The 21,469-nt window shown below is 54.7% G+C and carries 27 protein-coding genes; 21 read left to right on the top strand and 6 right to left on the bottom strand.

What is annotated here, in order from left to right; genetic code table 11:
* Positions 1 to 20: 20 nt before the first annotated feature.
* The 10 genes from Enr10x_RS12835 to Enr10x_RS12790 all read left to right on the top strand — a co-directional run bounded on the left by Enr10x_RS12835 (position 21) and on the right by Enr10x_RS12790 (position 5,791).
* Complete coding sequence (locus Enr10x_RS12835; RefSeq protein ID WP_145449631.1) at positions 21 to 272, top strand: DUF4282 domain-containing protein; 252 nt, start codon at positions 21 to 23, stop codon at positions 270 to 272.
* A gap of 7 nt (positions 273 to 279) precedes the next feature.
* Positions 280 to 972: a hypothetical protein gene (locus tag Enr10x_RS12830; protein WP_145449630.1), complete on the top strand. Its 693-nt coding sequence runs from the start codon at positions 280 to 282 to the stop codon at positions 970 to 972.
* Between the two features lie 187 nt (positions 973 to 1,159).
* Entirely contained in the window at positions 1,160 to 1,621 is a 462-nt protein-coding gene (locus tag Enr10x_RS12825) for a hypothetical protein (RefSeq protein WP_145449627.1), read from the top strand.
* A gap of 12 nt (positions 1,622 to 1,633) precedes the next feature.
* The gene (locus Enr10x_RS12820) at positions 1,634 to 2,158 is read left to right on the top strand and encodes a hypothetical protein (protein ID WP_197997589.1); all 525 of its coding nucleotides are present in this window, start codon (positions 1,634 to 1,636) and stop codon (positions 2,156 to 2,158) included.
* A gap of 5 nt (positions 2,159 to 2,163) precedes the next feature.
* Complete coding sequence (locus Enr10x_RS12815; protein WP_145107181.1) at positions 2,164 to 2,406, top strand: DUF6868 family protein; 243 nt, start codon at positions 2,164 to 2,166, stop codon at positions 2,404 to 2,406.
* Positions 2,407 to 2,429: 23 nt separating this feature from the next.
* The gene (locus tag Enr10x_RS12810) at positions 2,430 to 3,071 is read left to right on the top strand and encodes a hypothetical protein (RefSeq protein ID WP_145449622.1); all 642 of its coding nucleotides are present in this window, start codon (positions 2,430 to 2,432) and stop codon (positions 3,069 to 3,071) included.
* Between the two features lie 106 nt (positions 3,072 to 3,177).
* Positions 3,178 to 3,657: a hypothetical protein gene (locus Enr10x_RS12805; protein WP_145449619.1), complete on the top strand. Its 480-nt coding sequence runs from the start codon at positions 3,178 to 3,180 to the stop codon at positions 3,655 to 3,657.
* Positions 3,658 to 4,353 carry a hypothetical protein gene (locus tag Enr10x_RS12800; protein WP_145449616.1) on the top strand — a complete coding sequence of 232 codons (696 nt, stop codon included), beginning with the start codon at positions 3,658 to 3,660 and terminating at the stop codon, positions 4,351 to 4,353.
* A 535-nt stretch (positions 4,354 to 4,888) separates the two neighbouring features.
* The gene (locus Enr10x_RS12795; RefSeq protein ID WP_145449614.1) at positions 4,889 to 5,338 is read left to right on the top strand and encodes a hypothetical protein; all 450 of its coding nucleotides are present in this window, start codon (positions 4,889 to 4,891) and stop codon (positions 5,336 to 5,338) included.
* 54 nt (positions 5,339 to 5,392) lie between these two features.
* Entirely contained in the window at positions 5,393 to 5,791 is a 399-nt protein-coding gene (locus Enr10x_RS12790) for a hypothetical protein (protein WP_145449611.1), read from the top strand.
* Here the strand turns inward: Enr10x_RS12790 and Enr10x_RS12785 are convergent.
* Positions 5,779 to 7,479, bottom strand: a complete 1,701-nt coding sequence (locus tag Enr10x_RS12785; RefSeq protein ID WP_145449608.1) for a right-handed parallel beta-helix repeat-containing protein — start codon at positions 7,477 to 7,479, stop codon at positions 5,779 to 5,781. The two genes, Enr10x_RS12790 and Enr10x_RS12785, sit on opposite strands and share 13 nt — an antisense overlap.
* A gap of 195 nt (positions 7,480 to 7,674) precedes the next feature.
* On the opposite strand from Enr10x_RS12785, the gene Enr10x_RS12780 reads away from it, so the two are divergent.
* The 7 genes from Enr10x_RS12780 (at position 7,675) to Enr10x_RS12750 (ending at position 13,189) form a co-directional block, all read left to right on the top strand.
* Positions 7,675 to 8,307, top strand: coding sequence for a macro domain-containing protein (locus tag Enr10x_RS12780; RefSeq protein ID WP_145449605.1), 633 nt, complete (start codon positions 7,675 to 7,677; stop codon positions 8,305 to 8,307).
* 32 nt (positions 8,308 to 8,339) lie between these two features.
* Positions 8,340 to 8,687, top strand: coding sequence for a hypothetical protein (locus Enr10x_RS12775; protein WP_145449602.1), 348 nt, complete (start codon positions 8,340 to 8,342; stop codon positions 8,685 to 8,687).
* Between the two features lie 123 nt (positions 8,688 to 8,810).
* Positions 8,811 to 10,310 (top strand): SDR family oxidoreductase, encoded by a 1,500-nt coding sequence (locus tag Enr10x_RS12770; protein WP_145449600.1) that lies wholly within the window; start codon positions 8,811 to 8,813, stop codon positions 10,308 to 10,310.
* A 106-nt stretch (positions 10,311 to 10,416) separates the two neighbouring features.
* Positions 10,417 to 11,085, top strand: a complete 669-nt coding sequence (gene pcp / locus Enr10x_RS12765; RefSeq protein WP_145449597.1) for a pyroglutamyl-peptidase I — start codon at positions 10,417 to 10,419, stop codon at positions 11,083 to 11,085.
* Between the two features lie 190 nt (positions 11,086 to 11,275).
* Positions 11,276 to 12,076, top strand: coding sequence for a tetratricopeptide repeat protein (locus Enr10x_RS12760; RefSeq protein ID WP_145107201.1), 801 nt, complete (start codon positions 11,276 to 11,278; stop codon positions 12,074 to 12,076).
* Between the two features lie 72 nt (positions 12,077 to 12,148).
* The gene (locus Enr10x_RS12755; RefSeq protein WP_145449594.1) at positions 12,149 to 12,541 is read left to right on the top strand and encodes a hypothetical protein; all 393 of its coding nucleotides are present in this window, start codon (positions 12,149 to 12,151) and stop codon (positions 12,539 to 12,541) included.
* Positions 12,542 to 12,586: 45 nt separating this feature from the next.
* Positions 12,587 to 13,189 carry a hypothetical protein gene (locus Enr10x_RS12750; RefSeq protein ID WP_145449591.1) on the top strand — a complete coding sequence of 201 codons (603 nt, stop codon included), beginning with the start codon at positions 12,587 to 12,589 and terminating at the stop codon, positions 13,187 to 13,189.
* A 377-nt stretch (positions 13,190 to 13,566) separates the two neighbouring features.
* Here Enr10x_RS12750 and Enr10x_RS12745 read toward each other — a convergent pair whose 3' ends face one another.
* Positions 13,567 to 14,700 carry a sialidase family protein gene (locus Enr10x_RS12745; RefSeq protein WP_145449589.1) on the bottom strand — a complete coding sequence of 378 codons (1,134 nt, stop codon included), beginning with the start codon at positions 14,698 to 14,700 and terminating at the stop codon, positions 13,567 to 13,569.
* A gap of 195 nt (positions 14,701 to 14,895) precedes the next feature.
* Between Enr10x_RS12745 and Enr10x_RS12740 the strand changes: the two genes are divergently transcribed.
* The gene (locus Enr10x_RS12740) at positions 14,896 to 15,603 is read left to right on the top strand and encodes a GntR family transcriptional regulator (protein ID WP_145449586.1); all 708 of its coding nucleotides are present in this window, start codon (positions 14,896 to 14,898) and stop codon (positions 15,601 to 15,603) included.
* A gap of 126 nt (positions 15,604 to 15,729) precedes the next feature.
* Here the strand turns inward: Enr10x_RS12740 and Enr10x_RS12735 are convergent, their stop codons facing one another.
* Both Enr10x_RS12735 and Enr10x_RS12730 read right to left on the bottom strand, forming a co-directional pair.
* Positions 15,730 to 16,176, bottom strand: a complete 447-nt coding sequence (locus tag Enr10x_RS12735) for a carboxypeptidase-like regulatory domain-containing protein (RefSeq protein WP_145449584.1) — start codon at positions 16,174 to 16,176, stop codon at positions 15,730 to 15,732.
* Between the two features lie 155 nt (positions 16,177 to 16,331).
* Positions 16,332 to 17,276 carry a DUF1559 domain-containing protein gene (locus Enr10x_RS12730; RefSeq protein WP_145449582.1) on the bottom strand — a complete coding sequence of 315 codons (945 nt, stop codon included), beginning with the start codon at positions 17,274 to 17,276 and terminating at the stop codon, positions 16,332 to 16,334.
* A gap of 452 nt (positions 17,277 to 17,728) precedes the next feature.
* Here Enr10x_RS12730 and Enr10x_RS12725 point away from each other — a divergent pair, with 452 nt between their 5' ends.
* Positions 17,729 to 18,037 carry a cyclic-phosphate processing receiver domain-containing protein gene (locus Enr10x_RS12725; protein WP_145449579.1) on the top strand — a complete coding sequence of 103 codons (309 nt, stop codon included), beginning with the start codon at positions 17,729 to 17,731 and terminating at the stop codon, positions 18,035 to 18,037.
* 100 nt (positions 18,038 to 18,137) lie between these two features.
* Here Enr10x_RS12725 and Enr10x_RS12720 read toward each other — a convergent pair whose 3' ends face one another.
* Positions 18,138 to 18,617 carry a VOC family protein gene (locus Enr10x_RS12720; RefSeq protein ID WP_145449577.1) on the bottom strand — a complete coding sequence of 160 codons (480 nt, stop codon included), beginning with the start codon at positions 18,615 to 18,617 and terminating at the stop codon, positions 18,138 to 18,140.
* 92 nt (positions 18,618 to 18,709) lie between these two features.
* Complete coding sequence (locus Enr10x_RS12715) at positions 18,710 to 19,525, bottom strand: helix-turn-helix domain-containing protein (RefSeq protein ID WP_145449574.1); 816 nt, start codon at positions 19,523 to 19,525, stop codon at positions 18,710 to 18,712.
* A gap of 717 nt (positions 19,526 to 20,242) precedes the next feature.
* On the opposite strand from Enr10x_RS12715, the gene Enr10x_RS12710 reads away from it, so the two are divergent.
* Both Enr10x_RS12710 and Enr10x_RS12705 read left to right on the top strand, forming a co-directional pair.
* On the top strand, positions 20,243 to 21,013 hold the full coding sequence (locus tag Enr10x_RS12710) for a DarT1-associated NADAR antitoxin family protein (RefSeq protein ID WP_197997588.1): 771 nt from the start codon (positions 20,243 to 20,245) through the stop codon (positions 21,011 to 21,013).
* A 24-nt stretch (positions 21,014 to 21,037) separates the two neighbouring features.
* Positions 21,038 to 21,460 carry a DUF4198 domain-containing protein gene (locus Enr10x_RS12705; protein WP_145449572.1) on the top strand — a complete coding sequence of 141 codons (423 nt, stop codon included), beginning with the start codon at positions 21,038 to 21,040 and terminating at the stop codon, positions 21,458 to 21,460.
* Positions 21,461 to 21,469: the final 9 nt, after the last annotated feature.

The raw sequence follows: 21,469 nt of genomic DNA, 5'->3' as shown, positions 1-21,469 counted from the left end.
TCAACAAAAGGAGCACAGACATGAGAGATGTTTTGTTTTTCGATTCAATGTTGACTCCCAAATTTATCACCTTCGTATACTGGTTGCTGCTGGCGGGAGTGGCCTGGTCGGGTTTGAAAGTGATCTTCGGCGGTTTTGGTTTTTCGTTTGAAAAACTGATCCTGGGCCTGTTGATGATGGTCACAGGTGCGGTTGGCGCCCGGATCTGGTGCGAGTTGTTGATCGTGCTGTTCAAGATTCATGACAACGTCAAAAAGATCGCAGAAAAGTAGAACCACGATGAAGAAACTGGCGCTGGGCAGGATGATCGGTTTGCTGCTGACGGTGCTGGCACTGGGCATCGCTGTTCTGTCTGGTTACGAGGCCTGGCGCTACAATCAGACGGTTCACAGGTGGGAGACCGCCCGGCCGATGGAGACGAAGGTTGATCTGTCGGCGCCAGGGGCGGTGACGGTTCCCTTTGATCAGACCTGCTCGGTTTCGCATGGGGAGGGTCTGTTTCTGGATTGTGATCTCCGGGATGAATCAGGACAGGTTCCCGAAGAAGTGCTGAAAGGTCTTTCGGGTTCGCTGGTGATCACGAATGAAGCAGGCGAGGAACTGGTACGACGTGCATTGGTGGATGACGACAACGAGCAGCGCCAGGAGCCGATTGTGTACCGGCGTCTGCCCAGTGGCGAGATCATGCTGGTGAACCTGCCGACTTTTGCGGCAGGATCGTATTCTGCGACAATCACCGTCGATCAGCCGGCACTAGCGCTGGCGGGACATCAGCAGACAGTTTATGCGAGATACCAGTTATGTGGCCTGGAGCAGTTGCCGGTGGCTTTGTTTGGATTTGTTTCGTTCTGTGCCGGCTTTGTAACGTTAGTCATAGGGAGTTTTGTGGTGCCTGCATTTCGTCGGAACGGTGTCTGGAAGAAGAGTGTTGTGGAAGAGGTATCAGCACCGGACACCGATCCAGCCTGCTAACTGTTTTTCTGATCTGGTTTGTAGATTAAAAGACTGCGATCGAATTCCGAATCTGTTAAACTCATCTGCAGCAGGCACGCTTGAGGAGAATCCCCCGTCGATTCTTTGACAAATCCGACAACTGGATGCGGGCTTATCAGGCTGGCAGTTGTCGAAACTTGTGACTGGTGAGAGGTGTCTGATGATCATGTTTGCTGCTGGTTTGCAGAATACGACGAGTGACCTGCTGGCGATTCTGGGGATTGCGATTGCGCTGTCTGCCTATCTGTCCGGGATCCGCCTGTATGCGATTCAGAAGATTGCTGACATTCCAGATAATGATCCACAGAAGGAAGATAAAAAGCGGAAGATTCAGGTCAAGCTGGCCTGGTTGACGCTGGCCGATGCGCCGATGGTCTTTTCTGCCTTTCTGCTGGGGCTGACAGTCCTGTTGTATCCAGTGACGGGGATGACTCCCTTTCGCTGGTTTGTACCGCTGGGCATGGGGCTGTTTCTGTTTGCGGGCGTAGCGATGGTGGTTCAGCATGTGATTGCCTGGTACAAAACATTATCAGAACTGATCGATCAGGTGGCGTTAAATATCATGCTGGTGATGTTGATCGTGGCAGGTGTGCTCTGGTGGATCTTTCTGTATGTGGAACAGCATTAGGGGAACTCGTGGATGGTGATGGAAGATCTGAAACGCGAACTTGAAACAGTAGCAGGTCAACCGGTCGCTGAACTGCAGGCGGTCTATGATCGGCATTCCGAAGATTCAGCGCTGGCAACAGAGCTGGTCTCATTTCTGGCGGATCCGGAACTGCAGAAACCGGCCAGCTGGCTGTTGAGGCGGTCGCTGGAGGCGGGGCAGACGTTGAGTGTGACTGAAGCCAGGCCGCTGTTTCGCAGTCTGTCGGGACTGAAAGACTGGGAGACCCGATTGCAGATCCTGCAGAGTCTGCCTTACCTGACGATCGGGAAGCGGGATGTTAAGCTGCTGGAGGCCTTTCTGCGGGACTGCCTGGCCGGTGAGAATAAATTCGTCCGGGCCTGGGCTTATAACGGGTTTCATGAACTGGCGCTGCAGCATGAACAGTTTCAGTCCGAGGTCGATCAACTGCTGGCGCAGGCGCTGGAAGACGGTGCGGCTTCAATCAAAGCGCGTGTACGGAATATTCTGAAACAGCAACTCAAACATCAGGGGTAAACGAAATGGATCTGCCGACGTTGACTTCATTTTTCATGTGGTGCTCCGTCTTCAATGGCGGACTGCTGCTGTTGTGGACCTGCTGTTTCCTGTTGATGCCGGATCTGGTGTATCGGACTCAGAAACGCTGGTTTCCTCTCCCTCGGGAGACCTTTGATGTGGTAATGTATGTGTTTGTGGGCGCGTTCAAGCTGCTGTTTCTGGTGTTCAACCTGGTGCCTTATCTGGCGCTGTTGATGATCGGCTGAAGTCGATTTCGGTGAGAATCTAAATGATGGAATTAGAGTCTGCTGACAATGCGGAAATCATTTTCCCGATGCGGTTTCTACTGATCGTCTATTTTGTCTGGGTCTGGCCTTTCACGTGGTTTGGCCTGGCTGTCAATCAAGCAGATTTGAGAGCAGGAAGCGAACCAGCATTTCCCTTTTTATCACCAGCGGGAGCTGAGGGGATTTATGAAGTTCTGTTCTTTCCCATCGTCTCGCTGTCAGATATTTTCATTCTTTTGTGGTTATTGCGATTCATTTTACCTCATTCATTAAAGCACAAGTTAGTCTGGGAGGCTTCTGCGACTTATCAACAGGATGTTAAAGTTAAGAATGATAAGTTGGCTGTCTGTTCCCCTTTTCTGGCTCTACTGGGGACAGTTGTGCTGTACTATGCTGTATCGCTTATTCGGGTGGATCGTTCTCGCCGACAACCGGTGGTTACCTGGGAAGGACCCGCGGCAGAGCATTTTGAGAGGTTGCTTGCCCTGGGGGGGACCTTGTCCTATCTGGGAATGGTTTTGGGAATTGTCTCTTTCGCATGGTTTACCTCCCGGAAGAACTGGATGGCTGTTGTTGGTGCATTTGTGGGATTTGGTAATTTCTTTGGTAGTTTCGTTCTCGCTTGTGCGATTTATGAAGACTGATCGAAAGAGTTTAGATTAATGGCTGTCCCGGCAGGCGCGTTTATGTCGGGGCGTGTGTTGAATAGAAGTGTGAGAACGTATGACAGGACAACCATTCAGGGAAGTTATGGGTCCCCTGCCCGGTGAACGGGATTTTGATCCGCACGAAGGCGATCTGGATGCCCAGGTGGCGTGGCGTAACTTTGGCGGGTTGACGCTGGGGGAAGCCTATGAAAAATTTCAGGAAAACCCCTTTGTCTACCAGGAAGATTTCATGTGGATGGGGGGCAAGGCGTTTGCTTATTATTTTCCGGTATTGGAACGTTACGTGCTGGTCACGCCGGTCTGGAGTGAGGCAGCGGGATCGGAGTGGTGTCAGGTGTATGGACTGGGGGCCGCGATCCAGGTTCAGTTTGCTGAGAACTGTCTCCCCGAAGTGCGACAACTGGTACCCCGCGTGTTGCCTCTGATCGCGCAGGTGAAAGAGTCGTTCGACGCTTATGTCGCCAGCGGACACCCCTATTATTCCGATCCGGAAATGCAGCAGCATGTGATTCGGGAATGGAATGAACTGGAAGACCATCTGCAACAGTTTGGGGAGACGTGAATGGCTCGGGAGACCGAAACCTCGGACGAAAATTTATTGTCCAATGCAGATCAGATTCCGGAAAAGGAATTCCCCGGGTTGTTGATTTCCATTCGAGGTCTGGCCGGGATCTACGTAGTCTGGGCATTTTTCTTTTCCATTTTTGGAATGTCGATCAATCAAGCTGATCGATTGGAAGGCCAGCCAGCGACGTTTGGTTTTCTACAGGTGTTCGGTGAGACTCGATCTGTTTACTTTTATAATCTGTTGTTTTTGGTTCTGATTTCGACCTGCCTGGTCATCGGTCTGTTGCTCATATTGCGTACTGTTTTTCCTGAACACCTGGGAAAGTTTTTGTGCTGGAAACTTCCAGCTGGTTATGAGTTGAAAGAGAAGTTCAAATCGAACTGGCCGGCGATCCTGACTGCGTTATCAGGACTGCTGGCGTCTGCAGTCCTGTTATATGCCCTCACACACTTCCAGAATGACAGATCGCATCGACAGCCAGTCATTTTCTGGAAAGGACCGGCTGAAGAATATATCGAATGGCTGCTGGTGACAGGCTGGACCTTAAGTTACATCACATTCTGGGGATACATTGTCACGCAGTCCTGTTTTCGAGGTCGTTGGAATGCTGTGGCGTTTTTGGGCCTGTTTCTGGGTAGTCTCAACTTTCTGGCAAGCTGTTTTATCGGTCTGGTGTTCCAGGCTGACTGACGGAACTGGCGCCAGCGCGTTTTCATTTCAGTCTCTCTCGTGTTCTTAAGATCGAGACACCCTTCTCTTTCTGTTTACGTAACTGTCGTGTCGGATATTGGAATGGATTTGCAAAATCGACTTGTGCGCCGATCGGCATGAATCTTGCATCTGGTTCTATTAACGCTCGTCCCATACTGGAACAGGCAGCTGAATCAGCAAGTTGCAGAACGGAATTCAATGAGATTGTTTCAAACAATGAATATTCGACATGACATCCTCGCCAGAATGCAGATTCATGCCGGTTGTGAAAGGTTTTGCATGAGTTGTGCAGGATGCTGCAGTGTGAACTGGTGGCTTTCTGCAGGAACTGATTTTGTTTGTTTGATGATTCAAAATTCCGCTTTCCCAGATATGAGAGATCTTTATAATACGAGATTGAGCAGAGGCTGAAACAAAACCCCGTTGATGCCTTCGACGCTACCTGCCCCCCTTAGTTCCTGATCGGTGTCTGCAGATGCCGGTCGATGGTTCCTTCAAGAAAAGAGGCCTTCCCATGAAAAATCAAATCGTAAAAAACGTCCTGCTGTATCTCGGCGGGGGAATCTTATGTGTGGTTCTGCTGTTCTGGTCACTGGAGTCCTTTAATGTGGCCCAGGGACACTGGGAAGCGGAGATTGGTCAGGCAGAACAGCAGCTGGCTTTGACGCTGCGACTGGCAGGCCGCGAAGACTGGTCCCTGCGTCGCCAGGTGGTGTTCTCCGATAAAGAAGCCGGCGTGCATCCTGCGGGAACGTTCTCTCTGCCGGAACAGGCAGAACAGATGCGGGGCAATAAAGTGACGTTTGAAGACACCACGATTCTGCCCGGCCGCGTGAAGTTTGAATGGGAAGGTCACCAGTTTGATCTGATGCCCGATCGTCTGACCGTAGATGGGAAACAGTATAACTGGAAGAACCAGGAACCGATCGCACTGGTTAAAAGAACGGGCGTCCGTGAGCTGTAAGCGATTCTGGCAGTTGGTTTCCGTTCAGATGGGATGACAGTCGGGAGCGAAGCAGTGGCGCTGGATATCGGACTGGAATTGACTGAGGGGGGGACGGATCCGCTTGACCGAAGTCAGGTGGTGAGCCTGGAAGCCGGGGAAATGGCGTTTCTGTATGAGCCCTTTCAGGCATTCCAGAACCAGACCGGATTGGTCATTTTGCCATTTGAAGATACCAGGGTTACGGGGGAATACCTGAAGATCTTCGAACGACTGCTGCTGGAGACAATGCGTGTTGTGGAATCCAGTCCGAATCAGTGGGAAGAATTCACCGAACTGCAGTATCACCCGCAGGAAGTGGAGATCTACACGACACTCTTTCGATCAGAGCTGCAGCAGAAATTAAACGGACTCGTGGAACTGACGCGGGCCGCAATCGCAGCGCAGCGGGTGCTCTTCTTTTATGGGGATTGATTTTTTTCCGCAGCATCCGGCTTGCGTAATTCATTTCCTTTCACCGTGCCTGTCTGGCTTTTCAGTGTGAGGATTTCTACCTCGGGGTCGTTGGAGACTGCCACGTTGTCGAAAACGTGGACCGGAGCAGTTGGGTTTTGTATCAAAAATGCAGTGCGATGAAAATCACTGATCCTGTTGTGGGAGGCAAAGACGGTGGCCTCACTGGCTTGCAGGGCGTGACGCCAGTGATGGAAGCGATTGCCGCTGAGCGTGACCTCCGCACCAGGCAGTGCCCAGACTCCGAAGTTGGGGGGACCGACTTTGCGGAGTGACGTCCCCGCGAATTCATTGTTTTCCGCCCGCAGTTTCCCGGCGACGCGAATGCCGGCCACTCCCCCTCCACGAATGGTATTTCCGGTGAGGGTGACATCGGCGCCCGCGAAGACCATGAGGATGGGAGGCAGACCTCCCTGGCGTGCGAATTCATTTCCCATGAACTGGACGGTCCAGCCGGCATGAACCCCGACGGCGACCTGCGCGTTGTCGATGATGCGGTTGTTGATCACCGTGGATCGACCGGACTTACAAGCCGCAAAGCCGAGGCCTGCGGTTTTGTTGTGATGACAATAATTATTGATGAGTGTAGTGACGGCGTCGCCCTGCTGGCCAATGCCGGACTGTCCGTTCTGATAACATTCATTGCCGATGATGGTGGGAGAGGCGTGAGAGCGGGAGCCGATGCCTGCCAGCTGGTTCTGATAGCAGCGGTTGTTGCGGATCAGCGGAGCGGCTGACTCGCTGGAGCCGATACCGGCCATGCCGTTTTCATAGCATTCATTGTCTTCAATCAGGGGACGCGTATTGGCGCCGGTGCGGGAGCCAATACCGGCGCGGCGGTTCTTGTAACACTTGTTGCCGCGCACGAGGGGGCAGGATCCTTCGCTGACACCGATGCCGGCGCGGATGTTTTCAAAGCAGGTATTATTGATGACGGTCGGGCTGGCGTCATCGTGTCCGATGCCGGCGTAGAAGTTTTCGAAGCAGGTGTTCTCTTCGATGACTGCCTGCGAGTCGTGCATGGAGCCGATGCCGCCACCCATGTTGCGGTAACAGACATTGCGATAAATGTGCGGCGTGCAGCGTTTGCCTTCCGTCGCCAGGGCAGCGATACCGGTGTAACCGATGTGATGGACGATGTTATTCTGCACCGTGCAGGTGACTCCCATGATGGCAACGCCGGGAGTGCCGGGAGCACCGATGTGCTCGTGTGACTGTTCTTCACCCCGCGTGGCGTGGTGGTGATTCCATTTCTGTTCGTCGTACATGCCGACGCCCGTGATGGTGAAGCCGTCCAGTACCGCGTTCTCTGCCAGCAGGACTCCGGCTCCCTCTGTCTGTCTGCTGCCGTCGATGATCGTGGCTTCAGCACGCTTCAGGCCGCGTTCTCCCCTGCTCTCGTCTCCGGCACTTTTGAGTGAGACACCTGGTTTCAGACGCAGGCGTTCATAGTAGGTTCCTGCTGCGACCAGGACGGTGTCTCCCGGTTGTGCGGCGTCGATGGCGGATTGAATCGTCGGAAACTTTTCGGGAACGGACAGAGTGTCCGCGATTAGCGTTCTGGAAGTAATGCAGAAAGTCAGCAGACAACTCAGGGACAGCAGAGTGAGACGCGGGAGTGGGGTGGGAAGATGATTGCGCGAGCACATGGCAGTTTCTCCTCAACGCGGCAGGGGGGGAATGTTTTATAGCTTCCAAGCTACCAGATTGAACGGGTGGATCAAGCAATTTCCTGTCCGTTCAGGAACACTGTGAAACGACAGATTGTCAGCTAACCGCTTGACCAGTGGTTGTTTCCTCTGGTATAAAACGGCTCTATTCAAAAGAAAGGCCCCTCTGCGCTTATGGCTCTGCCCCTGGATCTCTGGCTGATTCATCCCGATTCAGAAATGTGTGACGCGTTTCGGGATCGCTTTCAGCAACTCCCCCACGTGACGGTAATCGAAAGCCGTTTTGAAGACCTGCCCCCGCACGACTGTTTTGTGACGGCGGCGAATTCGTTTGGCATCATGACCGCCGGGATCGATGCGGCGGTAGTCCGTTTTCACGGCGAGGAACTGATGCAGCGGATCCAGCATCGCATTATGGATCTGTATCTGGGCGAGCAGCCTCTGGGGACTTCGTTTCTGGAGCCGACGGGAAATCCCGAGTTTCCGTATGTGGCGCACAGCCCGACGATGCGCGTGCCGGGTTCAATTTCCGGGACGGATAAAGTGTATGCGGCGACCTGGGCTTCACTGCTGGCCGTCTATCAGCACAATGTGAGTCACCGCGGTAATGAAAGTGAGCAGATCAAGACGGTGGTCTTCCCTGCGATGGGAGCCGGTTTTGGGGGCGTGCCTTACCGGGAAGTGGCCCGGCAGATGGCGGTGGCCTGGCAGCATTATCTGGATCCGCCGCACCGGATGGACTGGGATATGGTTATCCGCCGACAGAAAGCGATTGCCTATGATGAGGGGCAGCAGGTGGTTCGCTGAGAATTTCCATTCAGGAGCCGGGAGACAACCAGATGAATGCAGAAGAATTTGTCGCGTGCTGCAAACGGGAGAAAGAGACACTGTTGAAGCTGTTTCAGGATTCCGAGAGTGGCTCGGCCGTGGCGGAGGGCATCGCCGCGTTGCAGCTTTCAGAAGAACAGTCCCGGCTGATGAATCAGATTCTGGACGGAGTGCTGACGGACGTTTTTTACACATTGCTGGTAGGTCTCGATGGAGGTGCCAGTTTGGGTGGTGTGCAGCAGACCTACAAAATCTATGACGAGCAGGATCAGCTGATTTCCGATTGTGGTGATCTGGAAGCAGCCGCCTGGGAACAGTTTCACGGTGAGGCGGATCCGGAAGCAGGTACCGCCGACTGATCTCATTTCTGCTGAAAATTCAATTTCACCCCTCAACATCAGTGCGGGCGGGACTATAAAACCAGGTGGAGCTGCGGGAAGCTCTGATCTGGTTTTGTTCCGTTCTTAAGAAATGCTGATGTCATGCCTTGTCTGTCTGCTGCTGACGAATCTGGGTTGATCCTGTTGACCGGAGCAACCGGATATGTGGGGGGACGGTTGCTGCAGGTGCTGGAATCGCGGGGCGCCCGGCTGCGTTGCCTGGCCCGGCGGCCGGAGGTGCTGCGGGAGCGGGTCGCAGAGACCACGGAGGTGGTTTACGGCGATGTGCTGGAACCGGAGACGCTACTGCCGGCGCTGAGAGGCGTCAAGGTGGCCTATTACCTGATTCACTCGATGGGCGAGGCCGGTTCGTTTGAAGAGAACGACCGGCGGGCCGCGGAACACTTCGCACTGGCTGCCCGTACGGCGGGAGTGGAGCGGATCATCTACCTGGGCGGTCTCGGTAATGAAGCAGAGACGCTCTCCCCTCACCTGCGGAGCCGGCAGGAAGTGGGGCGGATATTAAGGTCTTCGGGTGTGCCGGTGATTGAATTCCGGGCATCGATTGTGATCGGCTCGGGGAGTCTGTCGTTCGAGATGATCCGGGCGCTGGTGGAACGGCTGCCGGTAATGGTGACACCCAGGTGGGTGATGCGGGCCGCCCAGCCCATCGCGATTGAAGATCTGATCGCGTATCTAACCGAAGCGCTGGAGATCCCGCTGCCCGAGAGCCGCATTTTTGAGATTGGTGGTGCCGATCAGGTTTCTTATGCTGATATCATGCGGGTTTATGCCCGGTGTCGAGGGATGCGGGTGCGGATGATTCCGGTGCCGGTGCTGACCCCTTATCTGTCGAGCCTGTGGCTGGGACTGGTGACGCCGCTCTATGCGCGGATTGGCCGCAAACTGATTGAAAGCATTGTGCATTCGACAGTGGTCCAGGATGAGAGTGCGCGAGATAGTTTTTCGATTGAGCCAATGGGGATTGAGGCGGCGATGCAGCGGGCGCTGTCCAACGAGGAACGCGAGTATGCGGAGACCCGCTGGTCGGATGCGGTCTCTTCTTCGGGACGCGTGCGTTCGTGGAGCGGCGTGCGGTTTGGAAACCGGTTGGTGGATGCTCGGAGTATCGCAGTGAATTGTCCACCTGACATCGCCTTTGAGCCGATTCAACGGATTGGGGGCGAGACGGGCTGGTATGCTTGCAACTGGCTGTGGCACCTGCGGGGCTGGCTGGATCTGCTGGTGGGAGGCATTGGAGTGCGGCGCGGCCGGGCGCATCCGGTGCAGTTGCGAGTGGGCGATACGGTTGATTTCTGGCGGGTGGAAGCGTTTGAACCGGGCCGTCGGCTGAGGCTGGCGGCCGAGATGAAGCTGCCCGGTCGTGCCTGGCTGGAGTTCGAAGTCAAAGAGGATGCGCACGGTTCGACCATTTCACAGACAGCAATGTTTGATCCGGTGGGACTGTGGGGGCGGCTGTACTGGTATGCGGTCTGCCCGCTGCATTATTTCGTGTTTGCGGGGATGCTGAAAAATATCGCTCGAGCAGCGGAACGAGTCGAGGCTGAGAAGACTTCTTCCGAATCGGCTATTTCCCGGTAGTCCCCCTGCTCTCTTTTTCGTTATGGCATTCGGCGGTCGTTCTGTTCTATGATATGTCTGTCTGTGATGAACGCCCCACTGTCAGTTCTGAAAAAGGGAGCCTGCGATGACGAAAGTCTTACTCACCGGTTTTGAAGCCTACGGTTATACCCCGGTCAATCCTGCGGAGTCGGTGGCGCGGGCGCTGGATGGGGCTATGGTCGGCGGTGCGGAGATTGTCTCGCGAATTGCGCCGAACACGTTTTTTAAATGCATCGATTTCGTGAAGGCGGCGATCGAGGAAGTCCAACCGGAACTGGTGGTGATGATGGGCGAATACGGGGGCCGGTCGATGATCACCGTGGAGCGCCTGGCACAGAACCTGAATGACGGGACACGCTATGGGCTGGTGGATAACGCGGGGCGCGCGATGCAGGGAGGTTTGACGGCAGCTGACGGTCCCGCCGCGTATTATACGACGCTGCCGATTCGGGCGATGGTGCAGGCGATGCGCGATGCAGGAATTCCGGCTGACATCTCGGATGCTTCGGGGACCTTCTGCTGCAACCATCTGATGTATGGGATCCTGCATCATCTGGCGCAAACGGAGTCGCCCATTCGCGCAGGCTGGATCCATCTGCCCTATCTACCAGGCGTGGCGGCACTGGTGGAGAACCTGGGGGAACCCAGTATGTCGGCAGAAACCTCGACGGAAGGGGTCCGTGCCAGCATCGAAGCAGCGCTGACACATCCGCAGGACATCGATGCCGCGAGCCCTTCCCGACTGCAGATTTGAGGGCTGTTTTCCGTTGCTCGATGCGATCTGAAATCTGCATCCGAAATTCTCATTCTGTTCATCGGCCTCTTGTTGACACAAGAATAGTATCTGGCATAATGTTTATTCCCCGGTGCCATCTCCTGTCAGCATAGTGTTTGAGGCTGTTGCAGGAGGTGGCTGTTCCAGACAGTCAGCAGGAGAACGGATCATGATCATCTACGGCTCGCAGATGTATTTCAAAGAGAACGTCGTCAAATCAATGGGGGTCTGCGAGCACTGTGGCCGGTACAGTCAGCAGACCAGTTACCAGGGGCGGAAATTCGGGCACATCTATTTCATTCCCCTGTTTCCCATGGCGCCGCGGTCCCAGGTTCTGAACGAATGCGGCAGCTGTAACATGGGAAGTCATATTCCGCTGGAGCAGCTGGAACCGATCCTGGAGGACATCCGCGATAATTTCAAGACGTGGATCGGACACGTGCAGGACGGGAAAAATGAAGTGCATCTCGAAGGAGAACCTGTCAATGTCGGGCTCCTGCTGCACGACCTGCTGGAGAATCTGTATCTGCTGCAGGAAGTTGACAGTGCCGGTTCGATAGTTTCGGTGCTGAAGTCACAGGATATGCATTCGGAGGCGGAAATGGTTTCCGCGCGTTGGCATGAGCTGCAGGGGGATCTGAGCCGGGCAATCGCCAGTTATAAGACAGCGCATGAACACAGCCCGGAAGAGATTCGAATTCTGTATAACATCGGTCGCCTGCAGCAAATGCAGGGAAACAATCCGCAGGCACTGTTGACCTATGAAAAGTGCCTGGAGATGGAGCCGGACAGTCTGCGGCTGCGGTTGGATATTGCCGGGATTCATGAAAGCGAGAAGGATTTCCCCAAAATCGTCGAAAGCTACGACAAGGTCTACGATCTGTGTCCGGAACTGGTTGGGGACAAGGGGATGAAGAAAGTCTATAAGAAGGCCTGTAAGAAATCGGGAGTGCAGGGAAAGTATCTGTGAACATCCCGGCTGGTTTGATTTGAAAACGGGGCTGCAGCAATTGATAAATTAATGTGAAAGGTAATAACAGGGATGTGTGCAACCAGGAGAGGCGGGAAGCAGGAAGAGGAAACTTCAACCGCGAAGGTCATCGTCATGCTGATGCTGGCGATTGCCTGTTTTGGCTGGGCCTTTCTGGCAGCCGCTTATGCTCATGAAAAAGAGGGCTGGCGACAGGCATCGACGAATCTGGTCGAGGACCAGGATGGAGTGCAGTACGATCAGCGATTCGAAGACGGGGGGAGTATTGTGCGTCAGTCCCGGTCTTCGCTCTGGGACTTTATCGGCAATGCGTTTCGCCAGATTCCGAATGTGTTTGGCGTGCTGGCTTTTTCCTTTCAAAATCGCCTGTGGCTGGTCATACTGATTCTGTGTCTGGAAGCCGGTGCCCTGGGACTGGGCTATGCGATGAGTAAAATAGACTGACGTGGTTTGCCTGAGAATTCTGTCACCTGAAGGAAAGCGAGTAGCATGACCGAAGAACCCCGACCACGCCGTAAGCGCAGACGGCGTCCCGCCAGTGAGGGGGAAGCTGTTGGTAAGTCACCCCGCCACCGCAAACCTGCGACGCGCAAAACGCCCCACTCTCAGGACAGTGAAGTTCCAGTGAAGAAAAAATCGGGTACGAAATCCGGAAAAAAGAAGAAAAAGAAACGGAAAGACGATGATGAGGGGCTTTCGACCAGGCAGGTAGTCATTCTGTTGATGATTGGCATTGGTCTGTTTGGCTGGGCCTGTGCGGCTGCCGCTTATGCGCATGCTAAAGAGGGCTGGCGGTCGAATGAAGTCGAACGTTTCGCGGCTGAGAACGGAGGCGATCTGGAGTCTGATTCGCGGTTGACCCGAAGGACAGCAGCGAAGAGCGCGATGATCAAGACTGCGGTGCGGGCGCTGATGGATTTTATCGGCAATGCGTTCAAACAGATTCCCAACTGTTTCGCGGTGATCGCATTTACGTTCTCGGAGCGACTCTGGCTGGTGATCCTGTTTGCGGTGCTCGAAGCGGGAGCCGTGGGGCTGGGTTACGTTATGGAAAAAGTGGGCGAGAGTTTTGTGGAGACGCCCCGGTATTGAGGTTTCTCGATCACTGTTGGCGAGCCAATAGTGCCACCCATTGTTGTTGATGACGGTTTGTGGGCTGGTCTTTGCGCACTTTTATGAACGCTGCACTGTCAGTTTCCTGCTCGCTGCGCTCGGCCCGAATTGCATTCGGGCTTACCCATTTAAGGTCGGCTTGGATTGATGTCAACTTGGACGCTGGCCCCCCTTTCACACGGAGTGAGATGTGCAGCGCACTGTCGGGCAAGCCGACGGTGGCACACGCCAGTCGAACTGGGCACACGCGTGTGCTGTTGTTAAAAAATAGGCCCCGATGTTTTCACAAGATGGGTACTCACCTGGCGGGCTGCCACACAGGGCAGCCCCTACCAGAGTGGTAAGATGAAAGTTCGTCAGTCCGCTTTCGGTTGGGGTAAGTCATCCAGGTTGAAGCGGACGGAGACGACGGAATTCTGGTTGGCGTTGTCGCGATATTTAACGTAGGTGGTCGCGACGATGGTGCCGTCGGGCAGCAGTTCGACACCGGGGTAGCCACAGTCCCCTTTGCGTCCATACTGGTGCAGCAGCTTGATGCGGTATTTGCCGTCCCGGCCGTTGACGATGTCGTCATACGTGCCGACCCAGGCGACGAAGTGGCCGCGTGTGGAACTGCCAGGCGCCTGATCACGGAAGCAGATCACCAGTTGACCGTCTTTTGTGAAGACCTGTTTGTGCCGGTCGCCGGTCAGTCCCCAGGGAGTGTCAACCGGCTTCGTCCAGGTTTGACCTTCATCGTTGCTGAACATCATCAGGCTGCGGCCCTTGTGTGTGTTTTCCCGCATCAGGCAGCAGAGCTGTTTACCGTCCGGGCTGCGGAAAACGCAGGGTTCGCAGGGATTTTTGCCAGCGACTTCTGCGACGATCCGCGGTTTGGACCAGGTGAAGCCGCCATCTGCGGAGATGGTCTGCAGAACAACCAGCGGCGCCCGATCTTTGCCATTCGGTCCCCGATGATAGAGTCCCAGGTAGCGTCCATCCTTAAGGCGGACCATGCTGCTGAACGTCATCACACAGGGAAAACCGAGCGGGGGCATCTCTTTCCAGGTTTTGCCGGCATCCTCACTCATGATGGAAGGCATGCCCGGCCCTCCCCGTTTGCCGAGTGCCGCTGAGAAGACCCAGAGCCGGGCTGTCCCGTCGGGGCCGATCATGCGGTAGATGCTGGGGCAGTTCTGGTGCGTGGAGTAACCGGCGGGCAGCCGGTCATCGATCCGCTGCCAGGTTTTGCCACCATCGGTGCTGCGGGCCATGGGACCGGCGGAGCCCCCGTGGTTAATACACCAGACCGCCAAGATGGTTTTCCGGTCGGGCATTAAGAGTGTGGTCGGGTGCCCCTGGTAGACTTCAGGCGTGCCGGCGGCGATGACCGTCTGGCGATCGGTCTGCTTTGAGAGATCGATGAGCGGCAGTTCATCGGCGGCCTGCAGGTTGACGTTGAGTGTGGCCAAAATCAGGAACAGGAGGATGAGTTTCAGAGAGGTTTTCATAGTGCGCGCTTTTGTCTGGACAGGCTGGAATCAGGGGAGACGGTCTCATTTTACACTGCACGAATACCGAATCACAGTCGAGAAGCAGCCCGCCTTCCAGACTCCGATTTGATTGTTTGACACAGTGTAATAACATGTTATAACATAACTCAATTGTGGGAAATGAGCGTCAGTCTGTCAACCAGAAAGTCCATTATGTATGAAGCCGTCGAGAATCTGGCAGATCGTGCCTATCGGTTTATCAGGCAGGAACTGCAGGAGGGGAAGCTGACGCCTGGCATGCAACTGGTCAATCGCAAGCTGGCTGAGCGGGTTGGCGTGAGTGTGATTCCGGTGCGCGAGGCAATTCACCGCCTGGTATCCGAGGGGCTGGTGGAGCATGTTCCCGGAGCCGGTGCGTTCGTGCGGAATCCGAATCGCGAGGATCTGGAAGAGCTGTATGTCCTGCGGGATGCGCTGGAGAGCTGTGCCGCCGCGGAAGCAGCCCATTACATCACGCCTCACCAACTGGATGATCTGGATGCGCTGATGACCGAGTTTCATGAAATTCGCGATCTGGTCAGTCAGCGGAGTGAAGGCTACGCGACGCCGTCCCAGTTTCATCGCTGGCTGGATTGTGAAGCGGTCTTTCATCAGACAGTGATCGAGGCTTCCGGGAACCGGCTGATCGCGAAAGTGATCCGGGAGCACAGTGCAGTGACGCTCGTTTTTGAATCGCAGCGGAACAGTTCCCGGCTGTTAACCATGGAACTGGCGGAACGGACCTGTCGTGATAAAGAAGACCTGCTGGCCGCGTTACGTGCCGGCGATGGTCCCCGGGCCCGCGAAGTGATGAGTGCCCAGATTCAGCGTGGTTGCCGGGATGTGCTCGCATTTCTCAGACAGCAGGAACGCCGCTCCTGAGCCTCTGGAAGATTCTTTTCAAGCTCATGTATGTCAAAGAAAAAACCTCCCCAGCATCAGAGGATTGGTTGTACTGATGACGAAGAGGTTTTAAAACAGTCTCTCACAACGGGAAGTGAACTGGGATCAGGATTTTTTCAGGTCGAAGTTAATGGTGTTTTCGCCGGCTTTGACGTCGGCTTCCAGTTCGGTGTCTGTGTTGTATTTGGCCGGCAGTTTTTCTTTCGTTGATTCTGCCGGTGCACCATCATCGCCTTCGGCTTCCATTTCGTTGGCACCTTCAACGACGGAGGTGATCACGACCTTGTTGTGTCCGATTTTGCAGCCTTTGGTGTTGCGGATATAAACCAGTTCGTAGTTACCGGCAGCGTCCGTGGTCGCGCTGGCAGGACGACCGCTGTCAGGCATGAAGGTGACCGAGGCCCCAGACAGGGGGGAACCTTCGAAGGTCATCGTGCCTGTGACCAGTCCCAGGTCAGGTTGATCGTTCAAGCCGCCACCGCAGCCGGTGAAACTCACACACAGGGCCAGCAGGGCCAGATGCAGCATTCTGTTTTTGTAAAAAAGATCCATTGTTGAAACTCACTTCTAGCATTGAACTTTGGGAATTGAGGAAACGATCCTCTTCCCGTTTTTGTGATCATTCCCGTCGGCAGAGAGGAATGGTCAGTTGACTGAAAGGAGTGTGTCACAGGGCCTGCGGCACACTTGGAATGCAGTAATCTGTTTTAGAAATCGCCAATGGTTTCCCGTTTGGCGCGGGTGCTGATGGCGCGGTAGATGGTCATGTCGATGTTTTCGGAGAGGAAGCGGACACGACCGTCACCGAAGACAAACTGCGCTCCGCCAGTGTGGTAGCTGCCAGCCGCTTCTTCGTGATACGCGTTAATCGGGTCGTTGCTCTCTGCAGCGATCAGGTATTCTGACATTTCGGTGGGGGGGTTACTGTCAGCACCGCCGGAGAAGCAGTGTTTACGGTCACTTCCATATCCACCCAGCAAACTGGAGTCTCCGCCGGAATCGACGACTTCACTGACGAAGATGGTATTAGACAGTCCATCTGTCACGTCACGGAAGCGGACGCTGCTGCTGATAAAGAAAATCCCGTCGGCAGCCATGCAACCGCCGGTGGCTGCCATCTGTGCGGGAGTCGTAATGGAACCACCGTAGCAGTTGTCACCCGAGTTGCCGATGAGCGTCCCCATGTTGCCGTTATAGTTGGAAGGAGAATAGCCGCCCTTTTGAACTCCCTGGGTACAGTCCGGCTGGGAAGGACACCAGAAGACGGAGAGGACGGTCCGTCCGGCCAGCCTCTGTTTGGCGCTGGTAGTGCCTCCGGACTCAGATCCCATACCGCTGGAACTGGGACCCTGAATCTGGTTGTACATGGGGACCTGATCCAGGTAAGGCAGAATGCTGGCGTGCCAGGTCCAGCCGTGGCCGTAATACTTTGAACCGTTCCAGTAGACGATACTTCCTGGGGGAAGAGAACTGAATGTTTCGTGATAGTTGTGCAGCGCCAGTCCGATCTGTTTCAGGTTGTTTTTGCAGCTGTTGCGGCGGGCTGCTTCGCGGGCCTGTTGTACCGCGGGTAACAGCAGGGCGATCAGGATGGCAATGATGGCAATCACGACCAGCAGCTCGATTAATGTAAACGCTTTTCGATTCTTCATCACTTCTCCTTTTTGAGTCTAAACTGCAGAACTAACTACAAATGAAAATGAATCTATTCTGACTGGCTGTTAGTCTTCCGTTCTGGAAGCAGACTGGCGGATTTGGATTTATCTGCTGCTGATGAATTCAGCTTTCAAAGAAACAGTCAGAGTCGTAGTGAATGGGAAAATAGTCTCTGCTGAAGTTGCTGGCAGTCTAGTCCCCGTTTGTGAAAGAGGTGTGAAGAAAATGTTAGCTTCATAAAACGCAAATGGATCTCTGTTGCTTTTTTTAAGTTAAAATTCCGTGAATAAAATTCGATTTTTAATTCACGTTGACTGATATGACCCCACTTTTTCAGCGAACCTTTGACGCCAGTTTTGTGTCTGCATTGCATCAGGTCTGTATTACAGGTCTGAGCAGGTTTGTGCCTTAATTCATCTGTTCTTAATGTGGAATGCAAGGAAAATTCATGAAGGTCTATCTGGATGACGAACGACCGGCGCCGCCGGGCTGGCGACAGGTTCGCTGGCCGGATCAAGCGATTCAATTTTTAAAGACAGGCGAAGTTCTCGAGATCAGTCTCGACCACGATCTGGGGAATGACGCTCGGGGCACAGGCTACGATGTGCTGCTGTGGATTGAAGAGGCGGTCGCGACGCGCGACTTTGATCCGCCCGTGATTCAGATTCACACGGCGAATCCTCCAGCACGCAACCGGATGCTGGCAGCCGTCGGTTCCATTCAGCGACTGACCGAGTGTTGCTGCGGCGCAGATTGAAATGATATGAAACAACAGGGGCTCCCGGGAGAAACAGAATTTCCCGGCAGCCCCTGCTCTGTTCCTGGTCAGAGCAGGTTGGAAAGGATGAAGCTCTCCCTCAGCATTCCTGCCCGCCTGCTTCAAACATGGCGTCGAAGCGACGCTGCATCTCTTCCCGTGACACGTCTTCAATCTGGCTGCCCAGCAACCATTCATGGCCAAAGGGATCCTGGACTTTCGCGGCGCGTTCGCCATAGAACTGGTCTGCGGGTTCCATGATCAGGGTCGCACCAGCCGCGACGGCCTGTTGTGTCATCGCGTCGACATCCTGGACGTGGAGATGGATCGAAGAGCCGGTGGGGGTTGATTCTGTGGGAGCGTGAATGCCATACTCCGGATACGCATCCGAGACCATGATCGTCGCTGTGCCGAATTTGAGTTCCGCGTGTCCGATCCTTCCGCCGGGTTCTGTCAGGCGGAACTCCTCAACCGCCCCGAAGGCCTGCTGATAAAACTCGATGGCCGCGGCGGCGTCCCGGGTACGCAGGTAGGGGAAGACTTCTTTAATCGGATTAGTCTGCTGGCTGGGGTCGGTCATGGCTTCAATTCCCGTTTCTGGTCAGGTGATGTGTTCAAACTTTCAATCAGTTTACCCGGTCAGCAGCCGTCTGTATTGGAAAAAATTATTACTCATTCGGTCCGCATGTGATTTTTCCGGTCTGGCGCGACCGGCCTGTATTCCGCCGGGGTCACGCCAGTGAATTCTCGAAAATCGTGAATCAGGTGCGACTGGTCGTAGTAGCCATTATCCAGGGCCACATTGACCCAGGAGATCGGTTCGCTGCTGACGATCTGATCCAGGACGGACTGAAAACGCTGAATGCGGCAGTACAGTTTGGGGGAGAGTCCGACAGCGTTCTGGAATTGGCGGATCAATCGCTGGTTGCTGAATCCCAGGGATTCGCTGACTGACTTCACGCTGACCGAAGGGGAAGTGCGAATCAGTCCGGCGGCGTAGAGGATGGCCCGGTAATTCCGGGGCAGTTCCGTCAGACGGTTGAGCAGTGCCTGTTCCAGGAGATTGAATCGGGCTGAGACTGACGTCACCTGCATGAGCTGTTCCCGGATGTGGAGCGCATCTGCTCCCCAGAACTCCTGAAGGCTGACATGTTGATTCCTGAGTTCGCCTGCGGGAACCCCCAGAAACGGAGCGGCCCCGCCTGGATGAAAGTGGATCCCGATCGTCGGAACTGGCCGGGAGGTGTCGAGTGCAAAATGGCGTGAGTAAGCACCGGAGACGGTGGCTCCCGAAAAAGAGAGTGCCTTCTCTCCTGCAGGGTCAAAAACCTGGACGGGTCGGTCCTCCTGCAGTTTAAAGACCAGGTCCACACTGCCGGTGGGGAGGATGCGTTCCCGCTGCCAGTCGCGGTGTTCTCCGGCGGAATGCCAGAGGCATTTGACGAAGCGGTCGAGGGGGTTCTTGAAGCGGGTTCGTGATTCGAGCATGGGGCCGCTCTCACAGGGAATCTGGTTCGACCAGTTGGTCAGTGATAGTGTCGGAGGCCGGTTTCGGACTACTTTACCTGACTCTATCCTAAAGCAAAATGAGGGGCTGTTCCACCTGTAAAGTCTCTTACCCTGTCTGTTTTGCTGGTGGAAGTGCTGTCGCTACCAAAAAAAATCCCCCTGTTGGTCGAGTTCCAGGAACTCTTAGAACAGGGGGCTGTCATTCTGCCAAATTCAGGCGAGAAGATTACTTCTTCTTGCTGGTTTTGCCTTTGGCAGTTTTAGGTGCAGCGGCTGTGGTTTTGCCAGTTTGCTTCTTGGCAGTTTGCCCAATCTTAGAAGTAGATTTGGCCATCTTGGTGTCTCCGAAAAAAGGAGGTTGAGAAACAGATATGAACTAAGATATTCATATCGACGCGTAAGTTACCAATCTTTCAGGAATTTGAAATATCAGAGTTCACAATTTTGAAATTTTATGAGGAAATATTTTTCCGTGGCAGTCGCGCGCGTCTGTGAACGCGTCGTGTGAAGCGTCGAGACGCAGGCACGCTGACTCTCTCTGAACCCGATTTGTTTCTCCCCCTGCTCGCTCGGCGAGACTCATATGGCAGCTGGGTGTTCCCTGTCTGGACGATTCCCAGTCACTGTAGGGCAAGCCGACAGTGGCACCCGGGGGTCGATAAAATATGCGTTTTTAAACTGAAAAACAGGCTGTTTATGGTAGCCGCTGGTCTGCTGAAGTATGATATCGGCTTTGCTGTGGCTTCCCTTTCCTGTTCAGTCGGAGACTCGTTGATGGCAGTCCGTCCCGTGTATGTTCCCCGCAATGATCAACCCGGAGTGACCGTGCGCGAACTGGAGTTCGAATGGTTTCCCGGTTTCTCGACGGCACAGAAGCAGCGGTCGATTCGGTCGCTGCACGCCGCGGCCCAGTCAGAAGGGATCGAGCCCGTGCTGGAGATCTCCAGTAAGTCTCCTGAAGAGCTGGGGGTCTCGCTGAGTGCCTTTCACCTGTCCCTGCCGGATGCGGCTGACGGCCGGACGTTTTCCGTGGAGACTGCCTTTCAGGGGAGTAAGGTGTTTGAACGGGGCGGCCCGTTTACGGATCTGCTGAAGGGAACCTCCCGGGAGGCGAAGAAAGACGAACGGCTGAAGAGCTCGGGGCGCCTGATACGCTTTGAATTTCAGGGGACCTCCTGGCCGCTTGAGCCCCGTACTTACTTTTATGACTGGTTGTATCTGAACGCCCTCCGGCAGCAGCCCGGTCTGGATCAGCGACTGGTCGGCTACCGGGGATTTACGGATATCGAGTTCAATCCGAAGAAGTCGATTAACTGCCAGGCGTATTCAGCGGCCCTGTATGTCTCAATTCTGGCGTCCGGGCAGAGTGAATCTATCCTGACTTCGCCCGAGACCTTTCTGGAGATGCTGCGGGATGAATATGCGGCACGGGATGCGCAACTGGCCAGACAGCATGGACTGGCCTGAACCGGTTTGAGGAGAGAGCTAATCGTGAAACGCAGGTACCTGATTGGTGGTGTATCAGTGCTGCTGGTTGTCTGGCTGCTGGTGTGGGACCTCTGGCCGTGGAAGCTGACGCTGACGTTTCTGGAAGACGGCAAGCCGGTCGCCGGTTTGAAGATGGAGGTCGTGATTGCGAACTCGAAAGCGATGAATGGAAAAACGCTGACGACCAACCAGGACGGGCAGATCAGCCTTCCCCGTCCGTCAACCGATGGTATTGCCGTGGTCCGGCTCTGGTTTCCGGATGGTATGCGGGTCAATACCGCTCTACCCATCAGACGGATGGCCTGGACCAGCTTTGATTATAGTTCCCATTTTCATCAGGACGGCAAGATCACGACAAAGTATCCGGGGATGACCGTCACACAACGGAATGCTCCTGACCCGGAGGTAAATCACCAGGCCAGGTAGCTTGATGTC

Origin of the sequence: Gimesia panareensis, from assembly GCF_007748155.1 — a bacterium.
Taxonomy (GTDB): Bacteria; Planctomycetota; Planctomycetia; order Planctomycetales; family Planctomycetaceae; genus Gimesia; species Gimesia panareensis.
The sequence above is the reverse complement of the archived record's forward strand: the minus strand, read 5'-3'. Positions and strand labels throughout refer to the sequence as shown.

Bases quoted from the DNA above. Each gene is read 5' to 3' on its own strand.
- Enr10x_RS12835 (WP_145449631.1), top strand. From the start codon at position 21: ATGAGAGATGTTTTGTTTTTCGATTCAATGTTGACTCCCAAATTTATC.
- Enr10x_RS12830 (WP_145449630.1), top strand. From the start codon at position 280: ATGAAGAAACTGGCGCTGGGCAGGATGATCGGTTTGCTGCTGACGGTG.
- Enr10x_RS12825 (WP_145449627.1), top strand. From the start codon at position 1,160: ATGTTTGCTGCTGGTTTGCAGAATACGACGAGTGACCTGCTGGCGATT.
- Enr10x_RS12820 (WP_197997589.1), top strand. From the start codon at position 1,634: ATGGTGATGGAAGATCTGAAACGCGAACTTGAAACAGTAGCAGGTCAA.
- Enr10x_RS12815 (WP_145107181.1), top strand. From the start codon at position 2,164: ATGGATCTGCCGACGTTGACTTCATTTTTCATGTGGTGCTCCGTCTTC.
- Enr10x_RS12810 (WP_145449622.1), top strand. From the start codon at position 2,430: ATGATGGAATTAGAGTCTGCTGACAATGCGGAAATCATTTTCCCGATG.
- Enr10x_RS12805 (WP_145449619.1), top strand. From the start codon at position 3,178: ATGGGTCCCCTGCCCGGTGAACGGGATTTTGATCCGCACGAAGGCGAT.
- Enr10x_RS12800 (WP_145449616.1), top strand. From the start codon at position 3,658: ATGGCTCGGGAGACCGAAACCTCGGACGAAAATTTATTGTCCAATGCA.
- Enr10x_RS12795 (WP_145449614.1), top strand. From the start codon at position 4,889: ATGAAAAATCAAATCGTAAAAAACGTCCTGCTGTATCTCGGCGGGGGA.
- Enr10x_RS12785 (WP_145449608.1), bottom strand. From the start codon at position 7,479: ATGTGCTCGCGCAATCATCTTCCCACCCCACTCCCGCGTCTCACTCTG.
- Enr10x_RS12780 (WP_145449605.1), top strand. From the start codon at position 7,675: ATGGCTCTGCCCCTGGATCTCTGGCTGATTCATCCCGATTCAGAAATG.
- Enr10x_RS12775 (WP_145449602.1), top strand. From the start codon at position 8,340: ATGAATGCAGAAGAATTTGTCGCGTGCTGCAAACGGGAGAAAGAGACA.
- Enr10x_RS12770 (WP_145449600.1), top strand. From the start codon at position 8,811: ATGCCTTGTCTGTCTGCTGCTGACGAATCTGGGTTGATCCTGTTGACC.
- pcp (WP_145449597.1), top strand. From the start codon at position 10,417: ATGACGAAAGTCTTACTCACCGGTTTTGAAGCCTACGGTTATACCCCG.
- Enr10x_RS12760 (WP_145107201.1), top strand. From the start codon at position 11,276: ATGATCATCTACGGCTCGCAGATGTATTTCAAAGAGAACGTCGTCAAA.
- Enr10x_RS12755 (WP_145449594.1), top strand. From the start codon at position 12,149: ATGTGTGCAACCAGGAGAGGCGGGAAGCAGGAAGAGGAAACTTCAACC.
- Enr10x_RS12750 (WP_145449591.1), top strand. From the start codon at position 12,587: ATGACCGAAGAACCCCGACCACGCCGTAAGCGCAGACGGCGTCCCGCC.
- Enr10x_RS12745 (WP_145449589.1), bottom strand. From the start codon at position 14,700: ATGAAAACCTCTCTGAAACTCATCCTCCTGTTCCTGATTTTGGCCACA.
- Enr10x_RS12740 (WP_145449586.1), top strand. From the start codon at position 14,896: ATGTATGAAGCCGTCGAGAATCTGGCAGATCGTGCCTATCGGTTTATC.
- Enr10x_RS12735 (WP_145449584.1), bottom strand. From the start codon at position 16,176: ATGGATCTTTTTTACAAAAACAGAATGCTGCATCTGGCCCTGCTGGCC.
- Enr10x_RS12730 (WP_145449582.1), bottom strand. From the start codon at position 17,276: ATGAAGAATCGAAAAGCGTTTACATTAATCGAGCTGCTGGTCGTGATT.
- Enr10x_RS12725 (WP_145449579.1), top strand. From the start codon at position 17,729: ATGAAGGTCTATCTGGATGACGAACGACCGGCGCCGCCGGGCTGGCGA.
- Enr10x_RS12720 (WP_145449577.1), bottom strand. From the start codon at position 18,617: ATGACCGACCCCAGCCAGCAGACTAATCCGATTAAAGAAGTCTTCCCC.
- Enr10x_RS12715 (WP_145449574.1), bottom strand. From the start codon at position 19,525: ATGCTCGAATCACGAACCCGCTTCAAGAACCCCCTCGACCGCTTCGTC.
- Enr10x_RS12710 (WP_197997588.1), top strand. From the start codon at position 20,243: ATGGTAGCCGCTGGTCTGCTGAAGTATGATATCGGCTTTGCTGTGGCT.